Genomic DNA, 16,367 nt, shown 5'->3' with positions numbered 1-16,367 from the left:
GTGACTGGTCGTGTTGAGCGTGGCATCGTCCGCATCCAGGAAGAAGTTGAGATCGTCGGTCTGCGCGACACTCAGAAAACTACCTGCACCGGCGTTGAAATGTTCCGCAAGCTGCTGGACGAAGGTCGTGCTGGCGAGAACTGCGGCGTGCTGCTGCGCGGCACCAAGCGTGACGACGTTGAGCGTGGCCAGGTTCTGGTCAAGCCAGGCACCGTCAAGCCGCACACCAAGTTCGTTGCAGAAGTTTATGTTCTGAGCAAGGAAGAAGGCGGCCGTCATACTCCGTTCTTCAAAGGCTACCGTCCACAGTTCTACTTCCGTACAACTGACGTGACTGGTAACTGCGAGCTGCCAGAAGGCGTTGAAATGGTAATGCCGGGTGACAACATCCAGATGACTGTCACTCTGATCAAAACCATCGCGATGGAAGATGGTCTGCGTTTCGCTATCCGTGAAGGCGGTCGTACCGTCGGCGCTGGCGTCGTAGCCAAAGTCATCGAGTAAATAGTTGTAATGTCTTTTTCGGGCCGGCATAATGGTCGGCCTGATTTTGTTTTAGGTCAGTAGCTCAATTGGCAGAGCGACGGTCTCCAAAACCGTAGGTTGGGGGTTCGATTCCCTCCTGACCTGCCAGATTCACTCGGTGTGTCTGGCTTTCTTTTCACAGGATCTTCATAGATGACTCCTAAAGCTGAAGCTCAAGGCTCTCGCTTCGATCTGCTCAAGTGGCTAGTGGTAGTCGCTTTGGTGGTTGTTGGCGTTGTTGGCAATCAGTATTTTTCTGCTTCGCCGATCCTGTACCGTGTACTCGCATTGCTTGCTATCGCTGCTGTTGCCGCCTTTGTAGGTCTGCAAACAGCCAAGGGCAAGTCTTTCTTTGTACTCGCTAAGGAAGCTCGCACCGAGATTCGTAAAGTCGTATGGCCGACTCGCCAAGAAACCACGCAGACCACGTTGATCGTTGTGGCTGTCGTTCTGGTTATGGCGTTGCTGTTGTGGGGGCTTGATTCCCTGCTCGGTTGGCTCGTTTCCTTGATTGTTGGCTAAGGGTGTCCCGTGGCTAAGCGTTGGTACGTTGTGCATGCTTACTCGGGTTACGAGAAGCATGTTATGCGCTCGCTGATAGAGCGTGTGAAGCTGGCTGGCATGGAAGATGGCTTTGGCGAAATTCTGGTTCCCACTGAAGAAGTGGTTGAAATGCGTAATGGCCAGAAGCGCAAAAGCGAACGCAAATTCTTCCCAGGTTATGTGCTGGTGCAGATGGATATGAACGAAGGGACTTGGCACTTGGTCAAGGATACCCCTCGGGTGATGGGCTTTATCGGTGGTACTGCTGATAAGCCTGCACCAATCACGGATAAAGAAGCAGAAGCAATTCTGCGTCGTGTTGCTGATGGTAGCGACAAGCCGAAGCCGAAAACACTGTTTGAGCCAGGTGAGGTGGTGCGAGTCACTGATGGTCCATTCGCTGATTTCAATGGCACGGTTGAAGAAGTTAACTACGAAAAGAGCCGGATTCAGGTCGCAGTGCTCATTTTCGGTCGCTCTACTCCGGTAGAGCTCGAGTTCAGTCAGGTCGAAAAGGTCTGATCGAACAGGCATCCCAACCCCGCAGCCCAAGGCTGTGGGGTTTTGTCGTCACTGGGATAAACGCGCAAGTAACCGGGGAGCCTTTCGAGGCGTTCGAACCCGTAATTGGAGTGCCTCATGGCCAAGAAGATTACCGCTTACATCAAGCTGCAAGTGAAGGCCGCTCAGGCTAACCCAAGCCCACCTGTTGGTCCTGCTCTGGGTCAGCACGGCGTGAACATCATGGAATTCTGCAAGGCTTTCAACGCCCGTACTCAGGGTCTTGAGCCAGGTCTGCCGACTCCAGTGATTATCACTGTCTACAGCGACCGTAGCTTCACTTTCGAAACAAAGAGCACCCCTGCTTCGGTTCTGCTGAAGAAGGCTGCAGGTTTGACCAGCGGTTCCGCTCGTCCAAACACCGTTAAGGTTGGCACCGTTACCCGCGCTCAGCTGGAAGAAATCGCGAAAACCAAAAACGCGGATCTGACTGCAGCTGACATGGATGCAGCCGTGCGTACTATCGCCGGTTCTGCTCGTAGCATGGGCCTTAACGTGGAGGGTGTGTAATGGCTAAGCTGACCAAGCGTCAAAAGGCTATCGCCGGCAAAATCGAAGCAGGCAAGGCCTACAACTTTGTAGACGCCGCGGCCCTGCTGGCTGAGCTGTCGACTGTCAAGTTCAGCGAGTCGTTCGACGTTGCTGTAAACCTGGGCGTTGACCCACGTAAATCCGACCAGGTCGTTCGTAGCGCTACCGTGCTGCCACACGGCACTGGCAAGACTGTCCGTGTTGCTGTTTTCACCCAGGGCCCAGCAGCTGAAGCTGCTCTGGCTGCCGGCGCTGATCGCGTAGGCATGGACGATCTGGCTGCTGAAATGAAAGGCGGCGACCTGAACTATGACGTAGTAATCGCATCCCCTGATGCCATGCGCGTTGTGGGTCAGTTGGGTCAGATCCTCGGTCCACGTGGTCTGATGCCTAACCCGAAAGTCGGCACCGTAACGCCAGACGTAGCCACCGCGGTCAAGAACGCCAAGGCTGGTCAGGTTCGTTATCGCACCGACAAAAACGGCATCATCCACACCTCCGTTGGCAAGATCGGTTTCGACGCCGTCAAGCTGAAGGAAAACGTTGAAGCGCTGATCGCTGATCTGAAGCGTATCAAGCCGGCTTCCTCGAAAGGTATCTACGTCAAGCGCGTTACCCTGAGCACCACCATGGGCCCAGGTCTGGTCATCGACCAGAGCTCGCTCGACGCGTAAGACACAGATTGGCGCAAGCAATTGCGCCAATTGAAAAATTGGGGTCCCTGCCTGGCGGGGGCTATCCAAGACCGTAGGCGACGCAAGTCTTAAACCAACAGCCTACGCAGATGGTGCTCCCGGTTCCTTACCGAATCAGACACCAAAACGACATTCGGTTCCGATCGGATGAAACGGTAACAAGCAGGAGTTAAACCCGTGGCAATTAAACTCGAAGACAAGAAGGCCATCGTCGCTGAAGTCAACGAGGCTGCCAAAGTCGCTCTGTCCGCTGTCGTGGCTGATGCCCGTGGCGTAACAGTAGGCGCTATGACCGGACTCCGTAAAGAGGCCCGCGAAGCTGGTGTTTATGTACGTGTCGTACGTAACACCCTGCTGAAGCGCGCTGTTGAAGGCACTCAATATGACGTGCTCAACGACGCGTTCGTCGGCCCGACCCTGATTGCATTCTCGAAAGAACATCCGGGCGCTGCTGCCCGCATCTTCAAAGAGTTCGCAAAGGGTCAGGATAAGTTCGAGATCAAGGCAGCTGCGTTCGAGGGCAAGTTCCTCGCAGCTAACCAAATCGACGTACTGGCAACTCTGCCGACCCGTGACGAAGCAATTTCTCAGCTGATGAGCGTGATTCAAGGCGCTACCAGCAAGTTGGCTCGTACTCTGGCGGCAATTCGCGATCAGAAAGAAGCTGCTGCGGCCTGAGGCTGAGCGTTTCCTTTCTCGCGTATTTTTGTTTATTTCGATGGCCGTGCCGGCTATCCCCCAATTCAGGAATTGAGTCATGTCTCTGACTAACGAACAAATCATCGAAGCAATCGGCGAAAAATCCGTAATGGAAATCGTTGAGCTGATCAAGGCAATGGAAGAGAAGTTCGGCGTTACCGCCGCTGCTGCTACCGTTGCTGCTGCTGGTCCAGCTGCTGTCGTTGAAGAACAAACCGAGTTCAACGTTGTTCTGACCGCCGCTGGCGACAAGAAAGTCAACGTGATCAAGGCTGTTCGCGAACTGACCGGTCTGGGTCTGAAAGAAGCCAAGGAGAAGGTTGACACCGCTCCTCAGGTTATCGCTGAAGGCGTTTCGAAAGAAGCTGCTGAAGACGCGAAGAAGAAGCTGGAAGAAGCAGGCGCTTCCGTCGAAGTTAAGTAATTTCGACCTTGCGTCTCCAGCCCGAGCGTCAAGCGAAAGGCTGATGGCTGGTGGCTCTTGCCACCGGCCTTTTTCCGTTATTGGCAGCCGATTGGGTCGGTGTTGATGACGAGCTGTAACCACCCGAGGCGGTGGCGCAAACCATGGGGTTTGCACGATTTTCTGGCTGCTCCCGTCGGGGGGAGCCAAACAAGCAGGTGACCAAGCTGGGGAACGCTGATGGCTTACTCATATACTGAGAAAAAACGTATCCGCAAGGACTTTAGCAAGTTGCCGGACGTCATGGATGTGCCGTACCTCCTGGCCATCCAGCTGGATTCGTATCGTGAATTCTTGCAAGCGGGAGCGACTAAAGATCAGTTCCGCGACGTGGGCCTGCATGCGGCCTTCAAATCCGTTTTCCCGATCATCAGCTACTCCGGCAATGCTGCGTTGGAGTACGTCGGTTATCGCCTGGGCGAACCGGCATTTGATGTCAAAGAATGCGTATTGCGCGGTGTAACTTACGCCGTACCTTTGCGGGTGAAAGTGCGCCTGATCATTTTCGACAAAGAATCGTCGAACAAAGCGATCAAGGACATCAAAGAGCAAGAAGTCTACATGGGTGAAATCCCCCTGATGACTGAGAACGGTACCTTCGTAATCAACGGTACCGAGCGTGTAATCGTTTCCCAGCTGCACCGTTCTCCGGGCGTGTTCTTCGACCACGACCGTGGCAAGACGCACAGCTCCGGAAAACTGCTCTACTCCGCGCGCATCATTCCTTACCGCGGTTCCTGGTTGGACTTCGAGTTCGACCCGAAAGACTGCGTATTCGTGCGTATCGACCGTCGTCGCAAACTGCCAGCATCGGTATTGCTGCGTGCGCTCGGCTACACCACGGAAGAAGTTCTGGACGCGTTCTACACCACCAACGTCTTCCATGTGCAGGGTGAAAACCTCAGCCTGGAACTGGTGCCTCAGCGCCTGCGCGGTGAAATCGCGGTCCTCGATATCCAGGACGACAAGGGCAAGGTTATTGTCGAGCAGGGTCGTCGTATCACCGCTCGCCACATCAACCAGCTGGAAAAGGCCGGGATCAAAGAGCTGCAGGTGCCTATGGACTACGTCCTCGGTCGCACCACGGCCAAGGTCATCGTGCACCCGGCTACCGGCGAAATCCTCGCAGAGTGCAACACCGAACTGAGCACCGAGATCCTGGCGAAAATCGTCAAGGCTCAGGTCGTTCGTATCGAAACTCTGTACACCAACGATATCGACTGCGGTCCGTTCATCTCCGATACGTTGAAGATCGACTCCACCGGCAACCAACTGGAAGCGCTGGTCGAGATCTATCGCATGATGCGTCCTGGCGAGCCACCAACCAAGGATGCCGCGGAAACGCTGTTCAACAACCTGTTCTTCAGTCCTGAGCGCTATGACCTGTCTGCGGTCGGCCGGATGAAGTTCAACCGTCGTATCGGTCGTACCGAGATCGAAGGTTCGGGCGTGCTGAACAAGGATGACATCGTTGCAGTACTCAAGACCCTGGTCGACATCCGTAACGGCAAAGGCATCGTCGATGACATCGACCACCTGGGTAACCGTCGCGTTCGCTGCGTAGGCGAAATGGCCGAGAACCAGTTCCGTGTTGGCCTGGTGCGTGTAGAGCGCGCGGTCAAGGAACGTCTGTCGATGGCTGAAAGCGAAGGCCTGATGCCGCAAGACCTGATCAACGCCAAGCCGGTAGCGGCGGCGGTGAAGGAGTTCTTCGGTTCCAGCCAGCTGTCCCAGTTCATGGACCAGAACAACCCGCTGTCCGAGATCACCCACAAGCGTCGTGTCTCCGCACTCGGCCCAGGTGGTCTGACCCGTGAGCGCGCAGGCTTCGAAGTTCGTGACGTACACCCGACCCACTACGGTCGCGTCTGCCCGATCGAAACGCCGGAAGGTCCGAACATCGGTCTGATCAACTCCCTGGCCGCCTATGCGCGTACCAACCAGTACGGCTTCCTCGAGAGCCCGTACCGTGTGGTGAAAGACGCTCTGGTCACCGACGAGATCGTGTTCCTGTCCGCCATCGAAGAGGCCGATCACGTTATCGCTCAGGCCTCGGCCACGATGAACGACAAGAAGGTGCTGATCGACGAGCTGGTAGCTGTTCGTCACCTGAACGAGTTCACCGTCAAGGCGCCGGAAGACGTCACCCTGATGGACGTGTCGCCCAAGCAGGTTGTTTCGGTCGCAGCGTCGCTGATCCCGTTCCTCGAGCACGACGACGCCAACCGTGCGTTGATGGGTTCGAACATGCAGCGTCAGGCTGTACCGACCCTGCGTGCCGACAAGCCGCTGGTAGGTACCGGCATGGAGCGTAACGTTGCCCGTGACTCCGGCGTTTGCGTCGTGGCTCGTCGTGGCGGCGTGATCGATTCCGTCGATGCCAGTCGTATCGTGGTTCGTGTTGCCGATGACGAAGTGGAGCCGGGCGAAGCCGGTGTCGACATCTACAACCTGACCAAATACACCCGCTCGAACCAGAACACCTGCATCAACCAGCGTCCGCTGGTGAGCAAGGGTGATCGGGTCCAGCGCAGCGACATCATGGCTGACGGCCCGTCCACCGACATGGGTGAGCTGGCGCTGGGTCAGAACATGCGCATCGCGTTCATGGCGTGGAACGGCTTCAACTTCGAAGACTCCATCTGCCTGTCCGAGCGTGTGGTTCAGGAAGACCGCTTCACCACGATCCACATCCAGGAACTGACCTGTGTGGCCCGTGACACCAAGCTTGGCCCAGAGGAAATCACTGCGGACATCCCGAACGTGGGTGAAGCTGCGCTGAACAAGCTGGACGAAGCCGGTATCGTTTATGTAGGTGCCGAAGTAGGCGCTGGCGACATCCTGGTCGGCAAGGTCACACCGAAAGGCGAGACCCAGCTGACTCCGGAAGAAAAGCTGCTGCGTGCCATCTTCGGTGAGAAGGCCAGCGACGTTAAGGACACCTCCCTGCGCGTGCCTACTGGCACCAAGGGTACCGTCATCGACGTACAAGTCTTCACTCGCGACGGCGTTGAGCGTGATGCACGTGCACTGTCCATCGAGAAGACTCAGCTCGACGAAATCCGCAAGGACCTGAACGAAGAGTTCCGTATCGTTGAGGGTGCAACTTTCGAACGTCTGCGTGCAGCGCTGGTTGGCCACAAGGCCGAAGGCGGCGCCGGCCTGAAGAAAGGTCAGGAAATCACCGACGAAGTCCTCGACGGTCTTGAGCATGGCCAGTGGTTCAAACTGCGCATGGCTGAGGACGCGTTGAACGAGCAGCTCGAGAAGGCTCAGGCTTACATCGTTGATCGCCGTCGCCTGTTGGACGACAAGTTCGAAGACAAGAAGCGCAAGCTGCAGCAGGGCGATGACCTGGCTCCGGGCGTACTGAAGATCGTCAAGGTCTACCTGGCAATCCGTCGTCGCATCCAGCCGGGTGACAAGATGGCTGGTCGTCACGGTAACAAGGGTGTGGTCTCCGTGATCATGCCGGTTGAAGACATGCCGCACGATGCCAACGGCACTCCGGTCGACGTCGTCCTCAACCCGCTGGGCGTACCTTCGCGTATGAACGTCGGTCAGATCCTTGAAACCCACCTGGGCCTCGCGGCCAAGGGTCTGGGCGAGAAGATCAACCGCATGCTCGAAGAGCAGCGCAAGGTCGCTGACCTGCGCAAGTTCCTGCACGAGATCTACAACGAGATCGGCGGTCGTAACGAAGAGCTCGACAGCTTCTCCGACCAGGAAATCCTGGATCTGGCGAAGAACCTCAAGGGCGGCGTTCCAATGGCCACTCCGGTGTTCGACGGTGCCAAGGAAGTTGAAATCAAGGCCATGCTGAAACTGGCAGATCTGCCAGAAAGCGGCCAGATGCAGCTGTTCGATGGTCGTACCGGCAACAAGTTCGAGCGTCCGGTTACCGTTGGCTACATGTACATGCTGAAGCTGAACCACTTGGTGGACGACAAGATGCACGCTCGTTCTACCGGTTCTTACAGCCTGGTTACCCAGCAGCCGCTGGGTGGTAAGGCGCAGTTCGGTGGTCAGCGTTTCGGGGAGATGGAGGTCTGGGCACTGGAAGCATACGGTGCTGCATACACTCTGCAAGAAATGCTCACAGTGAAGTCGGACGATGTGAACGGTCGGACCAAGATGTACAAGAACATCGTGGACGGCGATCACCGTATGGAGCCGGGCATGCCCGAGTCCTTCAACGTGTTGATCAAGGAAATTCGTTCCCTCGGCATCGATATCGATCTGGAAACCGAATAACACGTGACGCGAATCGAGAGCGGGGCTGTCCTGCCCGCTCTCTGCTCCGCCAGGAGGAAAGGCCTTGAAAGACCTACTGAATTTGCTGAAAAACCAGGGTCAAGTCGAAGAGTTCGACGCCATCCGTATCGGATTGGCCTCGCCTGAGATGATCCGTTCGTGGTCGTTCGGTGAAGTAAAAAAGCCGGAAACCATCAACTACCGTACGTTCAAACCTGAGCGTGATGGCCTGTTCTGCGCCAAGATCTTTGGCCCGGTAAAGGATTACGAGTGCCTGTGCGGTAAGTACAAGCGCTTGAAGCATCGTGGTGTTATCTGCGAGAAGTGCGGCGTTGAAGTTGCACTGGCAAAAGTTCGTCGTGAGCGCATGGCGCACATCGAGCTGGCGTCGCCGGTTGCCCACATCTGGTTCCTGAAATCGCTGCCGTCCCGTATCGGCCTGCTGATGGACATGACCCTGCGTGATATCGAGCGCGTTCTCTACTTCGAGAGCTATGTCGTTATCGATCCAGGCATGACCACCCTTGAAAAAGGTCAGCTGCTGAACGACGAGCAGTATTTCGAGGCGCTGGAAGAATTCGGCGACGATTTCGATGCCCGCATGGGTGCCGAAGCTGTCCGCGAACTGCTGCACGCGATCGACCTGGAGCACGAGATTGGCCGTCTGCGTGAAGAGATTCCGCAAACCAACTCCGAGACCAAGATCAAGAAGCTGTCCAAGCGTCTGAAGTTGATGGAGGCCTTCCAGGGCTCCGGCAACCTGCCAGAGTGGATGGTGCTGACCGTTCTGCCGGTTCTGCCGCCAGATCTGCGTCCACTGGTTCCGCTCGATGGCGGTCGTTTCGCGACTTCCGACCTAAACGATCTGTATCGTCGGGTGATCAACCGTAACAACCGCTTGAAGCGCCTGCTCGACCTGTCCGCTCCGGACATCATCGTGCGCAACGAAAAGCGTATGTTGCAGGAAGCTGTCGACGCATTGCTCGACAACGGTCGTCGTGGCCGTGCTATCACCGGTTCCAACAAGCGTCCTCTGAAGTCCCTGGCTGACATGATCAAGGGTAAGCAGGGTCGTTTCCGTCAGAACTTGCTCGGTAAGCGCGTTGACTACTCCGGTCGTTCGGTAATTACCGTGGGTCCGACCCTGCGTCTGCATCAGTGCGGTCTGCCTAAGAAGATGGCTCTGGAACTGTTCAAGCCGTTCATTTTCGGCAAGCTGGAAATGCGTGGTCTGGCGACCACCATCAAGGCTGCGAAGAAGATGGTCGAGCGCGAGCTGCCAGAGGTCTGGGACGTTCTCGCCGAAGTGATTCGCGAACACCCAGTGTTGCTCAACCGTGCACCGACCCTTCACCGTCTGGGTATCCAGGCGTTTGAACCGGTACTGATCGAAGGTAAGGCTATCCAGCTGCACCCACTGGTCTGTGCTGCGTACAACGCCGACTTCGACGGCGACCAAATGGCCGTGCACGTGCCGCTGACGCTGGAAGCCCAGCTCGAAGCGCGCGCGTTGATGATGTCTACCAACAACATCCTGTCGCCAGCCAACGGTGAGCCAATCATCGTTCCGTCGCAGGACGTTGTATTGGGTCTGTACTACATGACTCGTGAAGCGATCAACGCCAAGGGCGAAGGTCGTGTGTTCGCGGATCTGCAGGAAGTTGACCGTGTGTTCCGTGCTGGCGAAGCCGCACTGCATGCCAAGGTCAAGGTGCGGATCAACGAAACCGTGAACGATCGTGACGGCAACAGCGTGACCAACACCCGTATCGTCGACACTACCGTCGGTCGTGCGCTGTTGTTCCAGGTGGTGCCGAAAGGTTTGTCCTTCGACGTCGTCAACCTGCCGATGAAGAAAAAGGCGATCTCCAAGCTGATCAACCAGTGCTATCGCGTGGTGGGTCTGAAAGAGACCGTGATCTTCGCTGACCAGCTGATGTACACCGGTTTTGCCTATTCGACCATCTCCGGCGTTTCCATCGGTGTTAACGACTTCGTTATCCCTGATGAAAAAGCCCGCATCATCGGTACTGCTACCGAGGAAGTGAAGGAGATCGAGAGTCAGTACGCCTCCGGCCTGGTAACCCAGGGCGAGAAGTACAACAAGGTGATCGACCTCTGGTCCAAGGCGAACGACGAAGTTTCCAAGGCGATGATGGCCAACCTCTCGAAAGAGAAAGTCATCGACCGTCATGGCGAAGAAGTTGACCAGGAATCCTTCAACTCGATGTACATGATGGCCGACTCGGGCGCACGGGGTTCTGCTGCGCAGATCCGTCAGCTCGCCGGTATGCGTGGCCTGATGGCCAAGCCGGACGGTTCCATCATCGAGACCCCGATTACAGCGAACTTCCGTGAAGGTTTGAGCGTACTCCAGTACTTCATCTCCACGCACGGTGCTCGTAAGGGTCTTGCGGATACCGCGTTGAAAACGGCGAACTCCGGTTACCTGACTCGTCGTCTGGTTGACGTGGCGCAGGATCTGGTCGTGACCGAGATCGACTGTGGCACCGAACATGGCCTGCTGATGACGCCGCACATTGAAGGCGGTGACGTTGTTGAGCCGTTGGGTGAGCGCGTACTGGGTCGTGTCATTGCCCGTGACGTCTTCAAGCCGGGTACCGAGGACGTGATCGTTCCTGCTGGCACCCTGGTCGATGAGAAGTGGGTCGAGTTCATCGAACTCAACAGCATCGACGAAGTGATCGTGCGTTCTCCGATCAGCTGTGAAACCCGCTACGGCATCTGCGCCAAGTGCTACGGTCGCGACCTGGCTCGCGGTCATCAGGTGAACATCGGTGAAGCGGTCGGCGTTATTGCTGCCCAGTCCATCGGTGAGCCGGGTACCCAGCTGACGATGCGTACGTTCCACATCGGTGGTGCGGCAAGCCGGACCTCCGCAGCCGACAGCGTTCAGGTGAAGAACGGCGGTACTGTCCGTCTGCACAACCTGAAGCACGTTGAGCGTGTGGATGGTCACCTGGTAGCTGTATCCCGTTCGGGTGAGCTGGCGATCGCGGACGACTTCGGTCGTGAGCGCGAGCGTTACAAGCTGCCTTACGGTGCTGTGATTTCGGTGAAGGAAGGTGACAAGGTCGAAGCTGGCGCAATCGTGGCCAAGTGGGATCCGCACACTCACCCGATCGTCACCGAGATGAAAGGTACCGTGACCTACGTGGGCATGGAAGAAGGCATCACGATCAAGCGTCAGACCGACGAATTGACCGGTATGACCAACATTGAAGTACTTGACGCCAAAGATCGTCCAGCTGCCGGCAAGGACATCCGTCCAGCCGTGAAGATGGTCGACGACAACGGCAAGGACCTGTTGCTGCCAGGCACTGACGTAATCGCTCAGTACTTCCTGCCAGCCAACGCCCTGGTCGGTGTAGCGGACGGTGCGCGGATCGCGATCGGTGATGTTATCGCTCGTATCCCGCAAGAAACTTCGAAGACTCGTGACATCACCGGTGGTCTGCCGCGTGTTGCCGACCTGTTCGAAGCCCGTCGTCCGAAAGAAGCGTCGATTCTGGCTGAAGTCAGCGGCACCATCGCGTTCGGTAAAGAGACCAAGGGCAAGCGCCGTCTGGTTATCACCCCGAACGACGGTAGCGATCCGTATGAAGAGCTGATTCCGAAGTGGCGTCACCTGAACGTCTTCGAAGGCGAACAGGTAAACCGCGGCGAAGTTATCTCCGACGGCCCGAGCGATCCACACGACATCCTGCGTCTGCTGGGTGTGAGTGCGCTGGCCAAGTACATCGTGAACGAGATCCAGGACGTTTACCGTCTGCAAGGCGTGAAGATCAACGACAAGCATATCGAGACCATTCTGCGTCAGATGCTGCGTAAAGTTGAGATCTCCGAGTCCGGTGACTCCAGCTTCATCAAGGGCGACCAGATGGAACTGACTCACGTACTGGTAGAGAACGAGCGCCTGAGCACGGAAGACAAGTTTGTCGCCAAGTTCACCCGCGTTCTGCTGGGTATCACCAAGGCGTCGTTGTCCACCGAATCGTTCATCTCGGCGGCTTCCTTCCAGGAAACCACCCGGGTACTGACCGAGGCGGCGGTTACCGGCAAGCGCGATTACCTGCGCGGCCTGAAGGAAAACGTGGTCGTGGGTCGTCTGATCCCGGCTGGTACCGGTTTGGCCTATCACAGCGAGCGCAAGCGTCGCCGTGATGCAGACAAGCCGTTGCGCGTAAGCGCCAGTGAAGTGGAAGCTGCACTGACCGAAGCGTTGAACTCGAGCGGTAACTGAGTTCTGCGGTAATTAAGTGCCTGGCCCTGGTCGCCCCATTCGCCGGATCGAGACAAATTGTCGAGATCCGGCGAGGGGGGAGGTCGGGGCCTTGCCTTGACTGGGGACAAGATCCTCTTTAGACTCTTGATCCCCTAAATTTGGCGGGAATTCGTTCCTGCCATTTTGCTTTTCTTGTAAGACAATAGCGTCGCAAGACAACAGTGGAGCTAGTAGATGGCAACTATCAACCAGCTGGTACGTCAGCCGCGTAAGCGTATCGTCGAGAAATCCGACGTACCTGCGCTGCAGAACTGCCCGCAACGTCGTGGCGTATGCACCCGTGTGTATACCACCACGCCGAAAAAACCTAACTCGGCACTGCGTAAAGTATGCCGTGTGCGTCTGACCAACGGTTTCGAGGTTTCCTCGTACATCGGCGGTGAAGGCCACAACCTGCAAGAGCACAGCGTGGTACTGATCCGCGGCGGTCGTGTAAAAGACTTGCCAGGTGTTCGTTACCACACCGTTCGCGGCTCCTTGGATACCTCCGGCGTTAAAGGTCGTAACCAGGGTCGTTCGAAGTACGGTACCAAGCGTCCGAAGTAATCGGTCGTTTTGCAGTTTTTCATTTTTATTGAGTCGATAAGAGTAAGGTCGGGCACGCGTTTGCTGTCCCGGGCTAACCTGAAGACCGTTTGAGGGCTTATCAATGCCAAGACGTCGCGTAGCAGCCAAACGTGAGATTCTGGACGATCCGAAATACGGAAGCCAGATTCTCGCCAAGTTCATGAACCACGTAATGGAAAGCGGCAAGAAAGCCGTTGCCGAACGTATCGTTTATGGCGCGCTGGAAAAAGTTAAAGAGCGTAAGAACTCCGATCCCCTGGAACTCTTCGAAAAAGCACTCGACGCCATCGCTCCGCTGGTCGAAGTGAAGTCGCGCCGCGTAGGCGGTGCTACCTACCAGGTTCCGGTCGAAGTTCGTCCGTCCCGTCGTAACGCTCTGGCCATGCGCTGGCTCGTAGACTTCGCCCGCAAGCGCGGCGAGAAGTCCATGGCTCTGCGTTTGGCTGGTGAGCTGCTGGACGCTGCTGAAGGTAAAGGTGCTGCAGTTAAGAAGCGTGAAGACGTGCACCGTATGGCTGAGGCCAACAAGGCTTTCTCGCACTACCGCTTCTAATTTTAGCGTCACTCAATTTGCGAGGGCTTTATGGCTCGTACAACCGATATTAAACGCTACCGTAACATTGGTATCGTTGCTCACGTGGATGCGGGTAAAACCACTACCACCGAGCGCGTCCTGTTCTACACGGGCGTAAACCACAAAATGGGCGAGGTGCATGATGGCGCCGCGACCATGGACTGGATGGTACAAGAGCAGGAGCGGGGTATTACCATTACCTCCGCTGCTACTACTGCTTTCTGGGAAGGCTCGAACAAGCAATTCCCTAAGCACCGCTTCAACATCATCGATACCCCCGGCCACGTTGACTTCACCATTGAAGTAGAGCGTTCGTTGCGCGTACTCGACGGCGCTGTTGTTGTGTTCTGCGGTACTTCCGGTGTTGAGCCTCAGTCTGAAACCGTATGGCGTCAAGCCAACAAATACGGCGTTCCGCGTCTTGTTTACGTGAACAAGATGGACCGTGCTGGTGCCAACTTCCTGCGCGTGATCGGTCAGATCAAGCAGCGTCTGGGTCACACCCCGGTGCCTATCCAGCTGGCTATCGGTTCCGAAGACAACTTCGAAGGTCAGATCGATCTGATGACCATGGAAGCTGTTCGCTGGAACGACGGCGACAAGGGTATGGCTGCCATTCGCGGTCCGATCCCGGCCGAGCTGCAAGAGCTGGCTGAAGAGTGGCGCAGCAACATGGTTGAGGCTGCTGCCGAAGCCAACGAAGAGCTGATGAACAAGTACCTGGAAGGCGAAGAGCTGTCGATCGAAGAGATCAAGGCTGCTCTGCGTCAGCGTACTATCGCTGGCGAAATCGTTCTGGCTGTTTGCGGTTCTTCCTTCAAGAACAAGGGTGTTCCCCTGGTTCTCGACGCCGTTATCGACTACCTGCCTGCACCGGTCGACATTCCAGCCATCAAGGGTTCCGACCCGGATGACGAGACTGTCGAAATGGAGCGTCATGCAGACGACAACGAGCCGTTCTCGGCTCTGGCGTTCAAGATCGCTACCGACCCATTCGTGGGTACCCTGACATTCGCTCGCGTTTACTCGGGCGTGTTGAACTCCGGCGACGGCGTGATCAACTCGGTCAAGGGCAAGAAAGAGCGCGTGGGTCGTATGGTGCAAATGCACGCAAACACCCGCGAAGAGATCAAGGAAGTACGCGCTGGCGACATCGCGGCCCTGATCGGCATGAAGGACGTCACCACTGGTGACACCCTGTGCTCCGCTGACAAGCCAATCATCCTGGTTCGCATGGACTTCCCGGAGCCGGTTATCTCGGTTGCCGTTGAGCCGAAAACCAAGGATGACCAGGAAAAAATGGGTATCGCTCTGGGCAAACTTGCTCAGGAAGACCCGTCTTTCCGCGTCAAGACCGATGAAGAGACTGGTCAAACGATCATCTCCGGCATGGGTGAGTTGCACCTGGACATCCTGGTTGATCGGATGCGCCGCGAGTTCAACGTCGAAGCCAACATCGGTAAGCCACAGGTTTCCTATCGTGAGAAGATCACGAAGGCTTGTGAGATCGAAGGCAAGTTCGTTCGCCAGTCCGGCGGTCGTGGTCAGTTCGGCCACTGCTGGATCCGTTTTGCGCCTGCTGACGAAGGTCAGGAAGGTCTGCAGTTCGTGAACGAAGTAGTCGGTGGTGTGGTTCCGAAGGAATACATCCCTGCTATCCAGAAGGGTATCGAAGAGCAGATGAAGAACGGCGTTGTCGCCGGCTATCCGCTGATCGGCCTGAAGGCTACCGTGTTCGATGGTTCTTACCACGACGTCGACTCCAACGAGATGGCGTTCAAGGTGGCGGCCTCCATGGCGACCAAGCAACTGGCTACCAAGGGTGGCGGTGTTGTTCTTGAGCCGATCATGAAGGTTGAAGTCGTAACACCTGAGGACTACATGGGCGACGTGATGGGTGACCTGAACCGTCGTCGCGGTCTGATCCAGGGTATGGAAGACACGGTTTCCGGTAAGGTTATCCGTGCCGAGGTTCCGCTGGGCGAGATGTTCGGTTACGCAACCGACGTTCGTTCCATGTCCCAGGGTCGCGCGAGCTACTCTATGGAATTCTCCAAATACTCCGAGGCTCCGTCGAACGTCGTCGAAGCTATCGTTAAAAAACAAGGCTGATTCAGCCCCTTTAGGCTAGGAGTTAATTGTCGTGGCTAAAGAAAAATTTGAACGTAACAAACCGCACGTCAACGTTGGCACCATCGGTCACGTTGACCACGGTAAAACCACTCTGACCGCTGCTCTGACCCGCGTCTGCTCCGAAGTTTTCGGTTCGGCCAAGGTTGACTTCGACAAGATCGACAGCGCCCCGGAAGAAAAAGCACGCGGTATCACCATCAACACCGCTCACGTTGAATACGATTCGGCCGTGCGTCACTACGCACACGTTGACTGCCCAGGTCACGCCGACTACGTAAAAAACATGATCACCGGTGCTGCCCAGATGGACGGCGCGATCCTGGTTTGCTCGGCCGCTGATGGTCCGATGCCACAAACTCGTGAGCACATCCTGCTGTCCCGTCAGGTAGGCGTACCGTACATCGTTGTCTTCCTGAACAAGGCTGACATGGTTGACGACGCTGAGCTGCTGGAACTGGTTGAGATGGAGGTGCGCGACCTGCTGAGCACTTACGACTTCCCAGGTGATGACACTCC

At 56.4% G+C, this 16,367-nt stretch carries 13 protein-coding genes and 1 tRNA gene; all 14 read left to right on the top strand.

The features are described from left to right. Window positions 1–504, top strand: a 504-nt coding sequence (locus AD665_RS18300; RefSeq protein WP_080996597.1) for an EF-Tu C-terminal domain-related protein, incomplete at its 5' end; no start/stop codon positions are given. 53 nt (window positions 505–557) lie between these two features. Beyond that, window positions 558–633, top strand: a tRNA-Trp gene (locus tag AD665_RS18295). A 45-nt stretch (window positions 634–678) separates the two neighbouring features. After that, on the top strand, window positions 679–1,047 hold the full coding sequence (gene secE, locus AD665_RS18290; RefSeq protein ID WP_024776457.1) for a preprotein translocase subunit SecE: 369 nt from the start codon (window positions 679–681) through the stop codon (window positions 1,045–1,047). A gap of 9 nt (window positions 1,048–1,056) precedes the next feature. Next, window positions 1,057–1,590: a transcription termination/antitermination protein NusG gene (gene nusG / locus AD665_RS18285; protein WP_010443972.1), complete on the top strand. Its 534-nt coding sequence runs from the start codon at window positions 1,057–1,059 to the stop codon at window positions 1,588–1,590. Window positions 1,591–1,707: 117 nt separating this feature from the next. Next, window positions 1,708–2,139, top strand: coding sequence for a 50S ribosomal protein L11 (gene rplK / locus AD665_RS18280; protein WP_003176435.1), 432 nt, complete (start codon window positions 1,708–1,710; stop codon window positions 2,137–2,139). Further along, window positions 2,139–2,834, top strand: a complete 696-nt coding sequence (gene rplA, locus AD665_RS18275) for a 50S ribosomal protein L1 (protein ID WP_003186095.1) — start codon at window positions 2,139–2,141, stop codon at window positions 2,832–2,834. The genes rplK and rplA overlap by 1 nt, the downstream gene beginning before the upstream one ends. Window positions 2,835–3,032: 198 nt before the next feature. Then, window positions 3,033–3,533: a 50S ribosomal protein L10 gene (gene rplJ, locus AD665_RS18270; protein ID WP_024776458.1), complete on the top strand. Its 501-nt coding sequence runs from the start codon at window positions 3,033–3,035 to the stop codon at window positions 3,531–3,533. Between the two features lie 79 nt (window positions 3,534–3,612). Beyond that, entirely contained in the window at window positions 3,613–3,978 is a 366-nt protein-coding gene (gene rplL, locus AD665_RS18265) for a 50S ribosomal protein L7/L12 (RefSeq protein ID WP_024776459.1), read from the top strand. 219 nt (window positions 3,979–4,197) lie between these two features. Then, window positions 4,198–8,271: a DNA-directed RNA polymerase subunit beta gene (rpoB, locus tag AD665_RS18260; RefSeq protein ID WP_024776460.1), complete on the top strand. Its 4,074-nt coding sequence runs from the start codon at window positions 4,198–4,200 to the stop codon at window positions 8,269–8,271. 64 nt (window positions 8,272–8,335) lie between these two features. Further along, on the top strand, window positions 8,336–12,535 hold the full coding sequence (gene rpoC / locus AD665_RS18255; RefSeq protein WP_024776461.1) for a DNA-directed RNA polymerase subunit beta': 4,200 nt from the start codon (window positions 8,336–8,338) through the stop codon (window positions 12,533–12,535). A 216-nt stretch (window positions 12,536–12,751) separates the two neighbouring features. Further along, the gene (rpsL, locus tag AD665_RS18250; RefSeq protein WP_003186084.1) at window positions 12,752–13,123 is read left to right on the top strand and encodes a 30S ribosomal protein S12; all 372 of its coding nucleotides are present in this window, start codon (window positions 12,752–12,754) and stop codon (window positions 13,121–13,123) included. A gap of 103 nt (window positions 13,124–13,226) precedes the next feature. Then, entirely contained in the window at window positions 13,227–13,697 is a 471-nt protein-coding gene (gene rpsG / locus AD665_RS18245; RefSeq protein WP_024776462.1) for a 30S ribosomal protein S7, read from the top strand. Between the two features lie 30 nt (window positions 13,698–13,727). After that, window positions 13,728–15,830, top strand: coding sequence for an elongation factor G (fusA, locus tag AD665_RS18240; protein ID WP_024776463.1), 2,103 nt, complete (start codon window positions 13,728–13,730; stop codon window positions 15,828–15,830). A 31-nt stretch (window positions 15,831–15,861) separates the two neighbouring features. After that, a partial coding sequence (locus AD665_RS18235; RefSeq protein WP_155514786.1) for a GTP-binding protein occupies window positions 15,862–16,367 on the top strand: 506 nt, incomplete at its 3' end.

Source organism: Pseudomonas corrugata, from assembly GCF_001269905.1.
Lineage (GTDB): Bacteria > Pseudomonadota > Gammaproteobacteria > Pseudomonadales > Pseudomonadaceae > Aquipseudomonas > Aquipseudomonas corrugata.
The sequence above is the reverse complement of the archived record's forward strand: the minus strand, read 5'-3'. Positions and strand labels throughout refer to the sequence as shown.

Excerpts from the sequence above, each read along its gene's own strand:
- rplA (WP_003186095.1), top strand. The coding sequence starts at position 2,139 with ATGGCTAAGCTGACCAAGCGTCAAAAGGCTATCGCCGGCAAAATCGAA.
- rplK (WP_003176435.1), top strand. The coding sequence starts at position 1,708 with ATGGCCAAGAAGATTACCGCTTACATCAAGCTGCAAGTGAAGGCCGCT.
- rpoB (WP_024776460.1), top strand. The coding sequence starts at position 4,198 with ATGGCTTACTCATATACTGAGAAAAAACGTATCCGCAAGGACTTTAGC.
- rpsL (WP_003186084.1), top strand. The coding sequence starts at position 12,752 with ATGGCAACTATCAACCAGCTGGTACGTCAGCCGCGTAAGCGTATCGTC.
- fusA (WP_024776463.1), top strand. The coding sequence starts at position 13,728 with ATGGCTCGTACAACCGATATTAAACGCTACCGTAACATTGGTATCGTT.
- rpsG (WP_024776462.1), top strand. The coding sequence starts at position 13,227 with ATGCCAAGACGTCGCGTAGCAGCCAAACGTGAGATTCTGGACGATCCG.
- secE (WP_024776457.1), top strand. The coding sequence starts at position 679 with ATGACTCCTAAAGCTGAAGCTCAAGGCTCTCGCTTCGATCTGCTCAAG.
- rplL (WP_024776459.1), top strand. The coding sequence starts at position 3,613 with ATGTCTCTGACTAACGAACAAATCATCGAAGCAATCGGCGAAAAATCC.